At 62.9% G+C, this 15026-nt stretch carries 14 protein-coding genes and 1 pseudogene; 3 read left to right on the top strand and 12 right to left on the bottom strand.

Translation table 11 applies throughout. The features are described 5' to 3' along the window. Nucleotides 1-70 precede the first annotated feature (70 nt). Nucleotides 71-2098, bottom strand: coding sequence for a DUF3857 domain-containing protein (locus NKI67_RS04770; protein WP_352644579.1), 2028 nt, complete (start codon nucleotides 2096-2098; stop codon nucleotides 71-73). A gap of 206 nt (nucleotides 2099-2304) precedes the next feature. Continuing rightward, nucleotides 2305-3789, bottom strand: coding sequence for a carboxypeptidase M32 (locus tag NKI67_RS04765; RefSeq protein ID WP_352644577.1), 1485 nt, complete (start codon nucleotides 3787-3789; stop codon nucleotides 2305-2307). 185 nt (nucleotides 3790-3974) lie between these two features. Here NKI67_RS04765 and NKI67_RS04760 point away from each other — a divergent pair. Then, nucleotides 3975-4326 (top strand): annotated as a pseudogene (locus NKI67_RS04760) (DUF1304 domain-containing protein). A gap of 79 nt (nucleotides 4327-4405) precedes the next feature. Here NKI67_RS04760 and NKI67_RS04755 read toward each other — a convergent pair. The 7 genes from NKI67_RS04755 to NKI67_RS04725 all read right to left on the bottom strand — a co-directional run bounded on the left by NKI67_RS04755 (nucleotide 4406) and on the right by NKI67_RS04725 (nucleotide 10494). After that, nucleotides 4406-4804 (bottom strand): hypothetical protein, encoded by a 399-nt coding sequence (locus tag NKI67_RS04755; protein WP_352644575.1) that lies wholly within the window; start codon nucleotides 4802-4804, stop codon nucleotides 4406-4408. 264 nt (nucleotides 4805-5068) lie between these two features. Then, the gene (locus tag NKI67_RS04750; protein WP_352644574.1) at nucleotides 5069-6100 is read right to left on the bottom strand and encodes a peptidoglycan -binding protein; all 1032 of its coding nucleotides are present in this window, start codon (nucleotides 6098-6100) and stop codon (nucleotides 5069-5071) included. Between the two features lies 1 nt (nucleotide 6101). After that, nucleotides 6102-7127 (bottom strand): MotA/TolQ/ExbB proton channel family protein, encoded by a 1026-nt coding sequence (locus tag NKI67_RS04745; RefSeq protein WP_023678019.1) that lies wholly within the window; start codon nucleotides 7125-7127, stop codon nucleotides 6102-6104. A 115-nt stretch (nucleotides 7128-7242) separates the two neighbouring features. Then, nucleotides 7243-7950, bottom strand: coding sequence for a PAQR family membrane homeostasis protein TrhA (gene trhA / locus NKI67_RS04740; protein WP_023678018.1), 708 nt, complete (start codon nucleotides 7948-7950; stop codon nucleotides 7243-7245). 99 nt (nucleotides 7951-8049) lie between these two features. Beyond that, complete coding sequence (locus NKI67_RS04735) at nucleotides 8050-8850, bottom strand: inositol monophosphatase family protein (protein WP_352644572.1); 801 nt, start codon at nucleotides 8848-8850, stop codon at nucleotides 8050-8052. 81 nt (nucleotides 8851-8931) lie between these two features. Further along, nucleotides 8932-9498 (bottom strand): elongation factor P, encoded by a 567-nt coding sequence (gene efp, locus NKI67_RS04730; protein ID WP_023678016.1) that lies wholly within the window; start codon nucleotides 9496-9498, stop codon nucleotides 8932-8934. Nucleotides 9499-9636: 138 nt separating this feature from the next. Further along, nucleotides 9637-10494, bottom strand: a complete 858-nt coding sequence (locus NKI67_RS04725) for a LysR family transcriptional regulator (protein ID WP_352644570.1) — start codon at nucleotides 10492-10494, stop codon at nucleotides 9637-9639. Between the two features lie 111 nt (nucleotides 10495-10605). Between NKI67_RS04725 and NKI67_RS04720 the strand changes: the two genes are divergently transcribed. After that, on the top strand, nucleotides 10606-11622 hold the full coding sequence (locus NKI67_RS04720; protein WP_352644568.1) for a zinc-dependent alcohol dehydrogenase family protein: 1017 nt from the start codon (nucleotides 10606-10608) through the stop codon (nucleotides 11620-11622). A 42-nt stretch (nucleotides 11623-11664) separates the two neighbouring features. Here the strand turns inward: NKI67_RS04720 and NKI67_RS04715 are convergent, their stop codons facing one another. The 3 genes from NKI67_RS04715 to NKI67_RS04705 all read right to left on the bottom strand — a co-directional run bounded on the left by NKI67_RS04715 (nucleotide 11665) and on the right by NKI67_RS04705 (nucleotide 14405). Next, complete coding sequence (locus tag NKI67_RS04715) at nucleotides 11665-12696, bottom strand: tetratricopeptide repeat protein (RefSeq protein ID WP_352450838.1); 1032 nt, start codon at nucleotides 12694-12696, stop codon at nucleotides 11665-11667. A 1-nt stretch (nucleotide 12697) separates the two neighbouring features. Then, nucleotides 12698-13345 (bottom strand): thiamine phosphate synthase, encoded by a 648-nt coding sequence (locus tag NKI67_RS04710; RefSeq protein WP_352644566.1) that lies wholly within the window; start codon nucleotides 13343-13345, stop codon nucleotides 12698-12700. 175 nt (nucleotides 13346-13520) lie between these two features. Continuing rightward, nucleotides 13521-14405 carry a DMT family transporter gene (locus NKI67_RS04705; RefSeq protein ID WP_352644564.1) on the bottom strand — a complete coding sequence of 295 codons (885 nt, stop codon included), beginning with the start codon at nucleotides 14403-14405 and terminating at the stop codon, nucleotides 13521-13523. A 132-nt stretch (nucleotides 14406-14537) separates the two neighbouring features. Here NKI67_RS04705 and NKI67_RS04700 point away from each other — a divergent pair, with 132 nt between their 5' ends. Further along, nucleotides 14538-14987 (top strand): Lrp/AsnC family transcriptional regulator, encoded by a 450-nt coding sequence (locus tag NKI67_RS04700; protein ID WP_023678010.1) that lies wholly within the window; start codon nucleotides 14538-14540, stop codon nucleotides 14985-14987. The last annotated feature ends 39 nt before the right edge of the window (nucleotides 14988-15026 follow it).

Below are 15026 nucleotides of genomic sequence, written 5' to 3'. Positions count from 1 at the left end.
GACCATGATCTTTTCCGAAAACCGGCATCCACTTTTCGGGATCATGGTGCCCAGCGGCCGCCGAGTTTCTTCAGCTACCGAAAGCTCGGCGTTTGCCGCGTCGATAGGCTATGAACAGGGGAACGCCGACAAGCAACGACAACAAAAGCATGCTGGCGACGGTCTGTCGCTGCTCCTTTGCCGGATCGCTGAGCTGCACATCGGCAGGCGGCTCTTCATAGGTAAAATCGTACTGCCAGCGAACCTGGTCTGCGAGGTCATCGACGGTTTTCAGATAATCGGCAATCGCCTTGGCCGGTACTTCAGTCGCCAGCGTCTGAAAGTTCCATTCAACTTGAAATTCGGTGGGCGTGTTGGACCAGGATGCCTTGAGAGACAGATAGGGCGTCACGACGTTTTTCATCGACTCGCCGGAAAACCTCGCCTTGAGGTTGCGCACGGTCACCTTGTGGCGGCGGTAGAACTGGGGGCCGAGGGAGACGGGCCCGGTTCGGTCGACGATTGTCGGGGTTGGAAGAGAGTTGTTGCCGAGATCGGCCGCGCGGATCGGGAAATTCTTTGCCAGATCGTTGGCCGCCAGCGCCTCCGCCGGCAAGCGATAACTTTCCTTCACGCTCACTATGTTGCCGTCGCGGCGATCCACGATTTCCGGCTTGGCGATGGTTTGGATGCCCGGATATTGCTTGTTGTAGTATTTCAGGTAGGCGTCCGACACCTCGCTCAGCGACCTGCTGGCGAAATTGCCGCGCATCCAATCGGCATCGGCGTCCTCATATGTCGAGAAGACCGTCAGCACGAGGGGATCGCCCGGTTTCCGCGGAAAGTCGAATTCCTCGGCGATCTGGATCGATGGGCTGGTAAGCACAGGGCTCGGCATCTTCTCCAACCCGCCGGTGCTGGAAAGCGGCAGCGCGAAGCCGTAGTCGGGCTGTGCGAGATTGTGCGCCCTGCCGCCCTGAAGATAGTTCGTGGCGTCCAGCCAATATGTCTTTGCTCCGATCCTTGCCTTGACGATGGCATGGTCGAAATCGCGGAGCGCCGGCAGATGCTGGTCCAGGGCCCGTCCCTCGTCGAGATCGGCCAAGGCGACCTCGGCAGCAATGCCAAGCCGCACAAGCGACGAAACCAGCAGCAGGGCCTTGTCCTTGCAGTCACCAAACCCGCTCAGGATGACCGTCGCGGGATCACGCGGAACGTAGGAACCGGCACCCATCGACAGGCTTACATAGCGGATCTGGTCCTGCACCAACCGCATTGCCTCGACCATCCGGTCTTCGGGCACCGGATGCCGCAGAGCGATGTCGTCGAGCTTTGCGGCAAAAGCCGAGGGAAAAACGGTCGCTGGCTTGTAATAGGGCGCAACGGCATCGACCACACTTTGCCAATTCGCGGTAGACGCGACATCGATGGAGCCCCAGCCTGGATAGGTCACGGGCAGGTTGTCCTCGACATTGACCGGTTTCGGGTTTGGAATTTCCCATAGATAGGTGGTGTCCGGCCCAGTCGGGGAGATTGAAGGCTTGAGTCGGGTTCCCCTTGTCTTGATCTGGAGCGGCTGGCCCGAAGGCCAAATGATGCTTGTGTGGATAAGCGCTACCGGCTCTTCCCATTCGGTGGAGAAATTCTTGAAGAAAAGGTCCTTGCCGACCAGCGGTGTTACTTCGTAGGTCGACCCGTAATCGACGATGTCGCCGGCACGCACGTCATCGATGTTGACATGTGCTGTCAGCCAGCCGTCGAAGACGCCTTTCTCGGCGTCTCTTTCCCTGCGGAAGATGTCGAATTGGACGCCTTCCAGCCGGTCCAAAACGGCACCATCGCGGATGATGTGAAGATGGTTGAGCGTGACCTTGTGCCGGGACGGATCGAACTGCAGATCGATACTCGCGCCACGATCCAGGCCGGGACGGTCGACGATTTTATAGACGGTGCGCGAGTACTCGACATAGCCGCCGGCGCGATGCTTGATCTGGTCGTCCGAGAGCAGCCATGAAACGCCATTCTTGATTTGATCCGATCGGGTGGGATCGGCAGCCGGAATATCAAGCTGCTTTACCCAGCTTTCTGCCGGACCCTTGAGAACCATGTCGTCGGACATGGCCGGAGAACTCAGGCCGATCAATAAGATGAAAAATACCAAGCGGGGCCAGAAAGACTTCATCCTATGAAAACTGTAACAGACAGACATCTACGCTCGCCCAACTTGGAAGAACTCCTTTTTCAGAGGCTTTCCCACCAAAGTAAAGGCCAGTTTCGCGGATTTCTGCAGTCACCGCGGCAAGAACCTGGAATAGACGAAGCGGCTCAGTTCCCGTACCGCTTCTTCAGATGGTCAGTGAAATGTGCGGCATCGAGCTTTTCGCCGGTAGCGCGTTCGAGCAGTTCCGGTGTCGACCAGCGCGAGCCTTGCGACCAGATCCTTTTGCGGCGCCAGTCGTTGATCGCGGCGAAATCTCCCTTGGCGAGGTCTTCGTCGGCTGAAGGATGATCCCTGGTCAGCGCCGCCCATTGCTGCGCCGCCATCATGGCGCCGAGCGTGTAGGAGGGGAAATAGCCGAAGGCGGCACCCGGCCAGTGGACGTCCTGCATCGGACCGTCAGCCGGATTGTCTGATGTCGACAGGCCGAGATAATCGCGCATCTTGGCATCCCAGGCTTCGGGCAGGTCGGCTGCTTCCAGCCGTCCCGAGACAAGCTCCTGCTCCAGTTCGTAGCGCAGGATGACGTGCAGCGGATAGGTGACCTCGTCGGCATCGACGCGGATCAGGCCGCGCTCGACCCGGTGTACATGCGGCAGGATGTCGTCGATCGTCCAGCTCTCGCCGAGGTGTCTTTCGACCACCGGCAGCGCCCAGCGCCAGAATTCTGGATTGCGGCCGATCTGCTTTTCGACGAACAGGCTCTGGCTTTCATGCACCGCCATGCCGCGCGCTCTGCCCAGAGGCCAGTGCGCCCACGCCTTCGGCAGGTTCTGCTCGTACAGCGCATGGCCGGTCTCGTGCAGCACGCCCATCAGCGCCGACAGGAAATCCGAGGTCTTGTAGCGGGTGGTGATGCGCACGTCGCTCGGCACGCCGCCGCAGAAGGGATGGTGCGAAACCGACAGCGAGCCGTGGGTGAGGTCGAAGCCGACTGCCGCCATCATGGCGAGGCCGAGCTCGCGCTGCTTGTCCAAGGGGTAGGTGCCGGAAAGCGGCTTCAGCGGATGTTTCGCCAGCCGCTCTTCCTGCACGGCCAGTGCCTCCGGCACGAAGCCTTTCAGGAAGGTCTTCAACTCGGCAAACACAGGCGTGATGTCGGCGGTGCGATTGCCCGGATCATATTGCTCCATCAGCGCGTCGTAAGGCTCGAGCCCGAGCACCTCGGCGCGAAGGGCCGCCTCCTCGCGGACCAGCGCCACGACGCCTTCCAGCGCCGGCAGGAAGCCGGCCCAGTCGTTCTTGGCGCGCAGGTCGCGCCAGAGCTGCTCGGAGCGCATGCGCGCGGTCGTCTGGCGCTCGACGAACTCGACCGGCAGGCAGGTCAGGTTGGTGTATTGCCGGCGGAATTCCCTGACCGCGGCCTGCTGCTCTTCGTTGAGCGCCTCCTGTTCGGCCGCCGCGATCCAGTCGGCAATCTCCGGCGCAGTCGCCCGGGCATGGTGCATGCCGGCAAGCGCCGACATTGCCTCTGCGCGCTTCTCGCCGCCGCCGACCGCCATATGGGTCGCCTCGTCGGCGCCGAGGATAGCGAGGGCGTGTTCCAGCGCTTCGAGCTTGTGGCCGAGGTCGTCGAGTTTTTGAAAGGACATTGTGGGTTCCGCTGATTTGACGGCGGGAAAAGATACCAATGCAAAACTGTTGGCAACCCCCGAAGACCGTCCGCGACCGATGCATCGACTGCCGGCCGCAACGGCCGAAAAGCATCTTGTGGAAGCGGTGGCGTGCGTGATCAATGTCGTCCGGCGGCGGCAGACCGCGATGGGGGAGACGAAACGTGATCGCCAATGTGCTGGTCGGGCTGGTGGCCGTGATCCACCTCTGCATCGCCTATCTGGAGATGGTGCTGTGGGACACGCCGCGCGGCCACATGGTATTCAGGCTGACCCCGGAATTCGCCAGGGGCCTCGAAAGTGCTTGCTGCCAATCAGGGGCTTTACAACGGCTTTCTCGCAGCCGGCCTGATCTGGGGGCTTTACTTCGGCGAAGCCGGTTTCCAGTTCAAAGTCTTCTTCCTGCTCTGCGTCGCCATCGCCGGCCTTTACGGCGCAGCGACGGCGGGTCGTAAAATCCTGTTCATCGAGACAGTGCCGGCAGTGCAGGCGCTGATTGCACTGGCGTTGGGCTAGCGCATGATCCCTTAACCGAAAGCTGGAAAAGGATCATGCGCAAAATCCATTGCCACAGTGCCGGGCACTGCGGCCGATTTCAGCCGCCTGGATAAGTTGGGCCGTAGCCGTTGGGATAGTATCCGCCATCGGCGCCGTTGCCGATGAGGAAGGCACTGCCGGTGTCAGCGCGCAGCTTTTGGCTGACATCGTCGAGCTGCGCCATCAACTGCTGATATTGCGTGCTCGGCATCGTTCCACGGCGAGCGGCCCTCTGGGCGGCCCGATCGAGTTGAGCGACCTGCGTGCGCAAGTCACGTGCCTCGCCCGGCTCGAGCTTGTTCGCCCGGATGGCGCCCTGGATACCCGTCTCCACGCTCTGGATCTGATTGATCAAGGCCGTCGCACGCGGGCCGGCGTAAGCGCCAGCAAACGGAACGGCGAGGAGCAGTGTGGCGAGCGTAGCAGTCCTGAGATTCGTGGGAGCGAAGAAGCGCATGGTTGCGTCTCCTTTACTGGGGAAGGCGGTGGTTGGGAGGGTCCTGCCTTCCGGCCGCGGGCCGTCAGGTTCCGTCGCGTCGCGATGAGCGGTTCCACCGCCGGCGGTTCTCGGCCCATGACCAAGGCTAAAAGGCCATGGCGGCAAAGTGTAATTAAAAAAAGGTAATTTTTTTAGTTCTTGCCGCTGCCGCACCAGTGCCCTAAATGCCGCCGACTTGAGCCGGCTCGACCTGGCGCATGATACAAGCCAAAGGCTTGCAGATCACCGCTCGGTCAGCTTCAACTCGATGCGGCGGTTCTTGTTGCGCGCCTCTTCGGTATCGGCGGGGTCCAGCGGCTGGAATTCGCCGAAGCCGGCCGCGACCAGCCGGTTGGCCGGCACGCCGTTCTCGATCAGGAACTTGACTACCGATGTCGAGCGCGCCGTCGACAATTCCCAATTGTCGCGGTAGCGGCCGGTGCCGGAGAGCGGCTTGTTGTCGGTGTGGCCGTCGACGCGCAGCACCCAGTTGATCTCCGGCGGGATTTCCTTTTGCAATTCGATGATGGCATCGGCGAGCTTCTTCATCTCGACCTTGCCGGCATCGTTGATCACCTCGGAGCCGGTCGGGAAAAGCACTTCCGACTGGAAGACGAAGCGGTCGCCGACGATGCGGATGTTCTCGCGGTCGGCAAGAATTTCACGTAAGCGGCCGAAGAAATCGGAGCGGTAGCGGTTTAGCTCCTGCACGCGTTGCGCCAGTGCGACGTTGAGGCGGCGGCCGAGATCGGCGATCTTGGTGTTGGATTCGCGGTCGCGCGTTTCGGACACGTCGAGCGCTTGTTCGAGCGCTGCGATCTGCCTGCGCAGCGCCGAAATCTGCTGGTTGAGGATCTCGACCTGGCTCAGCGCCTGCTGGCTGATCTGGCGCTGGCTGTCGAGCTCGCCGGAAAGTGCCGTCGCGCGCTGGTTGGCGGCATCGCCGGCACCGGCGCCTTGCGCCAGCAATTGCTCGAGCCGGCTCTTTTCCGCCTCCGATGTAGACAGCGATGCCTGCAAATTGGCAAGGGTGTCCTCCTTGTCCTGCGTCGTCGAGCGCTCCAGCGCCAGAAGCTGGGTCAACTCGTTGATCTGCGAATTGAGGCGGTTGAGCACCGTGTCCTTGCCGGAGATCTCGCGGCCGAGCAGGAACTGCGCCAGCACGAAAACCGTGAGCAGGAACATGATCGCCAACAGCAGCGTCGACAGCGCATCGACGAAGCCCGGCCAGTAATCGATGCGGCGGTCGGAGCGCCGGCCTCGTGCCAACGCCACGTCAATGCACTCCAGGCTTCTTCAAGGCGTCGGCGATCTTCTCCAGGGTGTTGCGCATCGCCTTCTGCTCGTCGGACTGGGCCTCGACCCAGTCGCGCATGATCTGCTGCTCCGAGCGCATGTTCTTGACCAGGCCGGAAATGCCGTCGGCGAGATTGGCCATGGCGGTGGCGACGCGCGGATTGGAGCCGCCGCCATTCTCCTGCAGAGTGCGCAGCTTTTCCGACAACAGCCGGATTTCCTCGGAGGGTTCGGTCTTGGCCGCGTCGGCAACGACGATGTCGGAGGACAGGTCGGTGACCGAGGACAGCCAGTTTTCGAGTTCGGTATAGAAGCGCGTCTGGGCGCGGCCGGCCTGCAGGTCGAGGAAGCCGAGCACCAGCGAGCCGGAGAGGCCGAACAGCGAGGACGAGAAGGCGGTGCCCATGCCGGCCAACGGAGCGGAAAGCCCCTGCTTCAGGGATTCGAGCACGGCCGCGGCATCGCCGGTGCCGGGATCGAGCGACTCGATGGTTTCGCGGATCGAGCCGATCGTGTTGAGCAGGCCCCAGAAGGTGCCGAGCAGGCCGAGGAACACCAGCAGTCCGACAAGGTAGCGCGACGTGTCGCGGCTTTCGTCGAGCCGGGTGGCGATCGAATCCAGCATGGTGCGCATCGAACTGGTCGAGAAAGCAATCGTCGATGAGCGGCCGATCATCGCCTTCATCGGCGCCAGCAACACCGGTTCGGTGGTTTCGGAACCGGCGCGGAACGAGTTGACCCAGCGCACCTCGCGGAACAGCCGGCCGACCTGGACGAAGGCCAGCAGGATGCCGACCGCCAGCACACCGATGATCAGGCCGTTGAGGCCGGGATTGGTGACGAAGGCGGTCGAGATCTGGCGCGTCAGGATGGCGGCGATAAAGGCCACGATGAACAGAAAGATCACCATGGTCAGCAGAAACACCTGCGGGCTCGACAATTTGTGCGGATCGTAGATCAGAACGTCGGAGCGCCTGCCCATGCCGAAGGATCTGAGAAGAGTCATCCGTGCCCCGTTTCCGATGCCGTCGCCGCCGATCAATTTGTGTTTGCGACTCTAAACGGAATTGTGACGAAATTGAATGGCGCTTGGCAATATTGCCACTGTCCGCGACCGGAGGTCAAAGCCGGTTGATGACCAGGCAGTCGACCATGGCGGCCAGATGCAGGCCGGCGCCGGTGACGACAAAGCCATGCCACAGCGCATTGTGGAAGCGCAGGCCCTTCCAGGCGAAGAAGATCACGCCACAGGAGTAGACGATGCCGCCGGCAACGATGAGCGCGATCGATGTCGCCGGCAGCGTCCGCACGAGCGGCTCCACCAGAACGATACCGCTCCAGCCGATGGCTAGGTAGAAGACGATCGCCAGCCGGTCGAAACGGCCGGGAAGAAAGACCTTGATGGCGATGCCGACCGCCGCGGCGGTCCAGACCAGGACGATCATGGAAACGGCCAGCGGCGAGCCGCCGAGCTGGGCCAGGAAAGGCGTGTAGGTGGCAGCGATCAGCAGATAGATCGCGGCATGGTCGAAGCGCCGCAATATCCATTTTGCCGGCGACGACACCGGCCAGACATTGTAGGCCAGCGAAACCGACAGCACGGTGAGCAGCGAGACTACATAGAAGGCGGCGGCGACGTATTCGCCGGGGCCGGTTCGATAGGCGGCCAGTGCCAGCAGCGTCGAGCCGGCAGCGATCGCTAGCACGATGCCCACGGCGTGGACAATGCCGTCGGCGATGATCTCGGCGCGCGAGTAATGCCAGCGCCCCATAAAGGGAATGTCGAGCTGGGAGAGTTCGCTCTGGGGTTGGGGCCGGCTGTTCGTCATCGATGATCCTGCGCCACCTTATCTGGGCGGCCGCGGGACAGTATTTCAAGCTTTGGTTGCGGTTTTGCGACTGCGGCGGTTCAGCGCGGCGTGCCTCTATCAGCCGGCTGAGAGTGGCTTTTTGATAGTCTTCAACAGCGCGCGCTGGATGAGTTCGTTGCCGGCGACCAGTGAACCGGCGTTCAGCACATCCTGTCCCCCGGCGAAATCGGAGACGAAACCGCCCGCCTCGCGGATCAGCAAAATGCCGGCGGCGACATCCCAGGCCGACAGGCCGGTTTCCCAGAACCCGTCCATGCGGCCGGCGGCGACGTAGGCGAGATCGAGCGAGGCGGAGCCGAGACGGCGGACGCCAGAGACCTCGGCCATGACATTGCGCAACTCGATGAGGAAATTGCCGTGCTGGCCACGCCCGAGATGCGGCATGCCGCAGCCGATCACCGCATCGACCAGCTTGGTGCGGCCGGCGACGCGCAGCCGGCGGTCGTTCATGAAAGCGCCGCCGCCGCGCTCGGCGGTATAGAGCTCATCCATCGCCGGATTGTAGACGACGCCGGCGACGATCTGGCCCTGGCGCTCCAGCGCGATCGAAACGGCAAAGAGCGGAATGCCGTGCAGGAAATTGGTGGTGCCGTCGAGCGGGTCGACGATCCAGCGGTGCTGGCCGTCGTCGCCCTCGATCACGCCGCGTTCCTCCATCAGGAAGGCGTAGCCGGGCCGCGCCTTGGAGAGTTCGGCAAAGACGATGTCTTCGGCCTTGCGGTCGGCTTGGCTGACATAGTCGCCCGGCCCCTTCATCGAGACCTGCAGGTTCTGCACTTCGCCGAAGTCACGCGACAGCGAGCGGCCGGCCTTCATTGCGGCCTGGACCATGACATTGAGGATCGCGGAACGCGCCATTGCTGTTCTTCCTGTCGCTGCGCCTATTTGCCTTGACGCATGATCTTATCCAAAAAGTCTGCAACTCTTTGGGATCACGCCTTAGTCGGCGCGGCGCACGTAAGTGATTTCGTTGGTATCGACGATGATGCGCTCGCCCGAGCCGATGAACGGCGGCACCAGCACGCGGATGCCGTTTTCGAGTATCGCCGGCTTGTAGGACGACGCTGCCGTCTGGCCCCTCACCACCGGGTCGGCCTCGGTGATGGTCAGCGTCACCTGGTCGGGCAGCGAAATGCCGATCGGCCTTTCGTCATAGAGCTGGACCGTCACCATCATGCCGTCCTGCAGGAAGGCGGCGCGATCGCCGACGAACTCCTTTTGCAATTCGAGCTGCTCGTAGCTTTCGGTGTCCATGAACACCAGCGCGTCGCCCTGCTCGTAGAGGAAGGAAAAATCCTTCAGATCGAGCCGGATCTGCTCGACCGTCTCGGCCGAACGGAAGCGCTCGTTGAGCTTGGTGCCGTTGATCAGGTTCTTGAGTTCGACCTGGTTGTAGGCGCCGCCCTTGCCGGGCTTGACGGTGTTGGTCCTGACCGCCACCCAAAGGCCGCCATCGTGCTCGATGACGTTGCCGGGACGGATTTCGTTGCCATTGATCTTGGCCATGGTGAGGTGATCCGGAAATGAGATGATCGCCGCAAAGGGCAATTTGGCGCCTCCAAGACCACAAATCGCCAGCAGAGGCAAGGAGCGCCTTCCGATGAAGCGGGAACGAAGCTGGCCCGGCAGTGCGGCGTGGCGGCCTCAGTCCGCCCTGACAGTCGCGGTGACGGCCTCGGTCACTGCGTCGGCGACCTCTGTCAAAAGATGCAGGTGCGGCGAACGCAGGACGACAATTCGCAGCGACAGCTCGAGGCCGGGAGCGTCGACCAGGGCAATGCCCTCCGGCAGCTTTTCCCGCAGCAGCCGCGTGGGCAGCAGACCAAGGCCTTGGCCTCGACGAACCCAGTCGATCTGCAGCGCGCTGTCCTGAATCTCGGCGCCGACAGTCAATCTGTTCCCGCCCTCGGCAAGGGCAGCCGCCAGCCGCCGGCGCGCGTCGCAAGGCTCAGGGCTGAGGATCCAGGGCATGGTCTTGACGTCGGCTTGCCGGACAGTGCTTTCGGCAGCGATGATGCCAAGGGGCTCGGTTCCGACAACGCCGTCGCCAGTTTTGGAATTGCTGCCGTCCAGGATGAAGGCGAGGTCAAGCTGTCCGCGCTTGTGCTGGTCGGCCAACTCAAGACTCCAGCCGCTCTTCAGACGCAGCGAGACCTTCGGAAACCGCGCCACGGCATCAGCAATGGCGGCGGCCACGGCTTTGTCGCAAAGCCCGTGCGCGAGGCCGAGCCGCAGCAGGCCCTCCGGCTCGTCGCCCTTGGCGAATGTTCTCAGCGCGGCGACGGCGGCGAGAATTTCCTTGCCGCGTGCCAGCACCTCTACGCCGGCCGGGGTCAGTCGCGACGGCTTTAGCCGGCGGTCGAGCAATTCCGTGCCGAGCATCTCCTCCAGCCGCTGGATCTGGCGGGTGACGGCCGGCTGCGTCAACGGCAGGCGTTGCGCCACCTTCTGAATCGAACCCTCCTCGGCAAAGAGGGCCAGTGTTTTCAGTTCTTCAAGCACGACACACCAGACATGTCATAGAAGCATAATTATGCTGAACATTATGAATTTGAAATCCGGTGGATGGCAAGCGATTTTCCTCTGGCAGGACCCAGCTGAAAAGGAACGACGATGAAAGCGATCGAATTGCAGAGCCCGGGCGGCCTCGAGAACCTCAGAATGGTCGAGCGGCCGATGCCTGAGCCAGGGCGCCAGGAGATGATTGTGAAGGTCAAGGCGACGGCGCTGAACTACCGCGATGCCGAGATCGTTCGCGGCAGCTATCACACGAAGTTTGCATTGCCGCTGGTGCCGCTGTCGGACGGCGTCGGCGAAGTCGTTGCCATCGGCGCCGAGGTCAGCCGGTTCAAGATCGGCGACCGGGTCTGCGGCACGTTCTGGCAACGCTGGGTCGGCGGCAGTTTCGCCATGGCCGAGCCCTCCTATCAACGCGGCGGCCCAATCGACGGGCTGCTCAGCGAATTTGCCCGACTCGACGAACAGGCGGCGGTGCTGGCGCCGGCCAATCTGAGCGATCTCGAAGCGGCGACGCTGCCATGCGCCGGCGTGACGGCATGGCACGCGCTGTTTACGGAGGGCAGCGTAAAACCCGGCGACACCGTGCTTTGCCTCGGCACCGGCGGCGTTTCACTGTTTGCGGTGCAGTTCGCCGCCGCTGCCGGGGCGCGCGTCATCGTGACGTCGAGCAGCGACGAGAAGCTTGCGCGGGCAAAGCAACTTGGCGCGCAGGATGGCGTGAACTATCGCAGCGTCCCCGATTGGGCATCGGCCGTGCTGGGATTGACGGATGGCCGCGGCGCCGACCATATCATCGAGGTTGGCGGACCGCAGAGTTTTGCACAATCGCTGAGGGCAGCGGCGAGCGGCGCCCAGATCAACGTCATCGGCTATCTCGGCGGCAGTGACGGCGCCATCAACCCGCTCGACATCTTCCGCCGGCAGGTCAGGGCGCGAGGCATACCGGTGGGCTCACGCGAATCCTTTGAAGAGATGAACCGAGCTATCGCCGTCAACCGGTTGAGACCGGTGATCGACCGGGTCGTGCCATGGAGCCGGGCCGCCGAAGCCTTTCGGTACCTTGAACACGGCTCTCCCTTCGGCAAGGTCGTGCTCGATCATACCCAATGAGTCCGCCTGACGAGCCTGGTGCAATGAGTCGCGAGATCGCGGTCAGGGCAGGCGGTTGGCCCGTTGCAGCGCCTGCTGCGTCTGCTCGTCGGTCAGGCCCTGCAGGAAATCGTCCATCTCTTGGTCGATCAGCCCGGCGCGGCGGGCGACAACATACCAGGCGCCGGCGAGGATGAGATCCGGGTCGGTGCCGATGCCGTTCATGTAGAGCTTCGCGAGACGGTTCTGGGCGGCGACATTGCCGCCCTCGGCGGCCTGCTTCATCCAGTTGAAGCCGGATTTCAGGTCGCGGGCGCCGCCGCGCCCCTCAATCATCCAGGTTGCGAGATCGATCTGTGCCGTGTCGTAGTTCTGCCGCGCGGCCTGTGCCAGCAGGCCACGGGCGCGGACATCGTCGCGCGGCTTGCCGCCGGCGCCATTGGCGTAGACCTGTGCCATCGCATATTGTGCGTCGGCAAGCCCGGTCGCGGCAGCGCGCTCGTAATAGGACACGGCTTTGGCAATACCGGCATCGCCGGGCTCCTGTTCGACCATCAGCTGCGCAAAATTGAACTGCGCCAGGCGGTTGCCGGCCTCGGCGGCGGCCTGCATCAGCGCATAGGCCTCCTTCTCGTCCTTTTTGACGTAGCGGCCGTCGAGCAGCATCAGCGCATACTGGAATTGCGATTCCGGCACGCCCTGCTCGGCGGCAAGCGCATACCACTTCGCCGCCCCTGCCGCGTCGACCGGCACGCCGAGGCCGCGCGACAGTATCTCGGCCACCAGCGTCTGTGCCGCCGGATCGCCGTTTTGAGCGCGCGAAAGCGCAAGGTTGTAGGCCGTCTTGTAGAGCCCGCGTTGAAAGGCGCCGTAGGCAGCGTCGGACGGCTTTGCGCCGAAGCGGTCGGGGTTGATGGTGTCGGCCGACGGCAACGGGGTGGTGGTGGCGGGCTGCGGCAATTGTGCGGCGATCGGCTTGTCGGCAGGTTCGCTGGAATCCGGCCTGGGCTGCGGCAGAGGAACGGGTTCCGCCGCAATCGCCTGCGTCACGGCCGTTGCGAGAAAGGCGCTGAAAAGGATTTTCCGCGAGAGCACGTCAGTCCTCGAAGCGCGGCGCGGTTTCGTCGAGCAGCGCGTTGGCGGCGGCGACCGCCATCTTCGGATCGACGCCCTCGGCGAAGACGGCGCTGGACAGCGCCACGAATTCGGCGCCGGTGGCGGCGACCGCTTCCACCGAGGCAAGATCCGATCCGGCCATGACGATGCAGGGGATCTGGATGACGTCCGCCCACCATTGCCCGAGCGACAGGTTGCGGGGGTGCGGCTCAGGCTTGTTGTCGTAGCCGAAACGGCCGAAGAAAATGTAATCAGGCCTGACCTCGCCGAGTTCCAGCGCATCGTCGCGGGTCTTGGCGCCGCCGGTGCCGACCATCATCCTGGCCTGGAAGTGTTCGATCGTTTCGGCGAGCTCGTCCTTGCCGACCTCGACATGAATGCCGTCGGCCTGGACGCGGCCGGCGATGCGGGTGTCGCCGGCAATGATGACGGCAATGCCGGCCGCTTGCGCCACCGGCACGATCTGCTCGGCAAAGGCTTGAAAAGAGGCCTCGTCCAGGCCGTTTTCCGGCAGGATAAGCGAGGCGACGTCACCGCCGTCGAAGGCCGCGGCGATGCGCTCGGCCGGCACGTTCGGCGGCGCGATCAGCACGATGCGGCAGCGGTTGGGCGGCGTTGCGTCATTCATTGAATTCGATCCCGGTTATCGCCTATGCCGGGCGAAGATGGTTGCATTGCGGCATAGAGCAAAGTGCGGGGATTGAACAGGCGGCAGGGGGATCACGATTGCCGTCAATGATTCAATAGGGCTCGGCGCATGACTGCCGTTGGCCGAAATTCTCCTCGCCTGGTCGCTTGCGGCCCTACGCAGGCACCTTCGATTTCCACAGCGACCAGCCGAGATTCATGCCGGCCGCGGCGACCAGGATGGCGGCGGCGCCGACGATCTGCGCCGGATGCAGCCGATGGCCGAAGGCGACGACATCGACGAGGATGGCGACGACGGGATAGATGAAGGACAGCGATCCCTGCAGATGCGTCGGCAGCTTCTGGATGGCGCCGTACATGAGGATGTACATCAGGCCGGTATGGACGATGCCGAGTGTCGCCAGCATGACCCAGCTCCGCGCATCGACCGGAAGGTGGGTGAGATTGGCGAAGGGTGCCAGCATGAGAACGCCGACGCAGACCTGGATCAGGGCGATCAGGTGCGGCGGCGTGCCTTTGAGCTTCTTGGTGACGATAGCCGCAACGGCCCAGAAGAAAGCCGCGGCCAGCGCCATCGCAATGCCGGTAAAGTAATCCGTACCATGATCGCCTCCATCGGGCGCGGCCTGCACGATCAGCAGCATGCCGGCGAAGGCGATGCCGAGCCAGGTCAGCTTGGTCACCGTCAGCCGTTCGGAGAAGAAGAGCGCGCCAAAACCCACCAGCATGAAGGGCTGCGTGTTGTAAACGGCCGTGGCGATCGAGATCGACGCGCGGGAAAACGCGCTGAACAGCAACAGCCAGTTGATAACGATGGCAGCACCGCCGAGAGCCGCGATCGCGACGATGCGAAGCGACAGCCTGCCACGCAGCAGTCCCAGCGCCGCGCAGATGATCAGCAGCGTTACCGCCCCGAAAGCACAGCGCCAGAACACCACGTCCATGATGGGCTGGCCGGAAAGGACGACGAACCAGCCGATCGTGCCGAGGATCGCCATCGCCGCCGTCATTTCGATCGTGCCGCGTACCGTGTTGTCCATGGATGCTCCTGAAACCCGTTGAGATTTTATAATCCCACAGCGGATCGGGTCTTTCCATGACTTCTAGCCGGTGATATGCAGGACGAACCTCATTAAATTAGGTAAACATCGGCTTTTTCTTGGAATTGTAAAATGCTGGACGAGCTCGATAGAAAGCTCCTCGATATCCTGGTCAAGGATTCACGGACCTCGCTGAAGGAACTGGCGCTGCAGGTCGGGCTGTCGTCACCAAGCGTTTCGGAGCGGCTTCGGCGGCTAGAGGATCGCGGCGTCATCCGCGCGTTCACCATCGACATCGATCCGCAGGCGCTCGGCTACGCCTTGCAGGCGATCGTTCGCATCCGGCCATTGCCGGGCAAGCTGCACATCGTCCAGAAGCTGATCGAGGAAATCCCGGAATTCGGCGAATGCGACAAGGTGACGGGCGATGACTGCTTCGTTGCCCGGCTGTTCGTCCGCTCGATCGGCGAGCTCGACGGGATTCTCGACCGCATCGCCGACAAGGCCGAAACCAGCACCGCCATCATCAAGGCGCAGCCGATCCGGAGACGCCCGCCGCCGCTCGACATGCCAAACATGTGACGGGTTTCGGTGGCGTGGCCCACATATTTGCGGTCGCGG

The sequence above is a fragment of the Mesorhizobium sp. M0408 genome (assembly GCF_040321495.1).
GTDB lineage: Bacteria > Pseudomonadota > Alphaproteobacteria > Rhizobiales > Rhizobiaceae > Mesorhizobium.
This window is presented reverse-complemented; position numbering and strand designations above follow the sequence as displayed.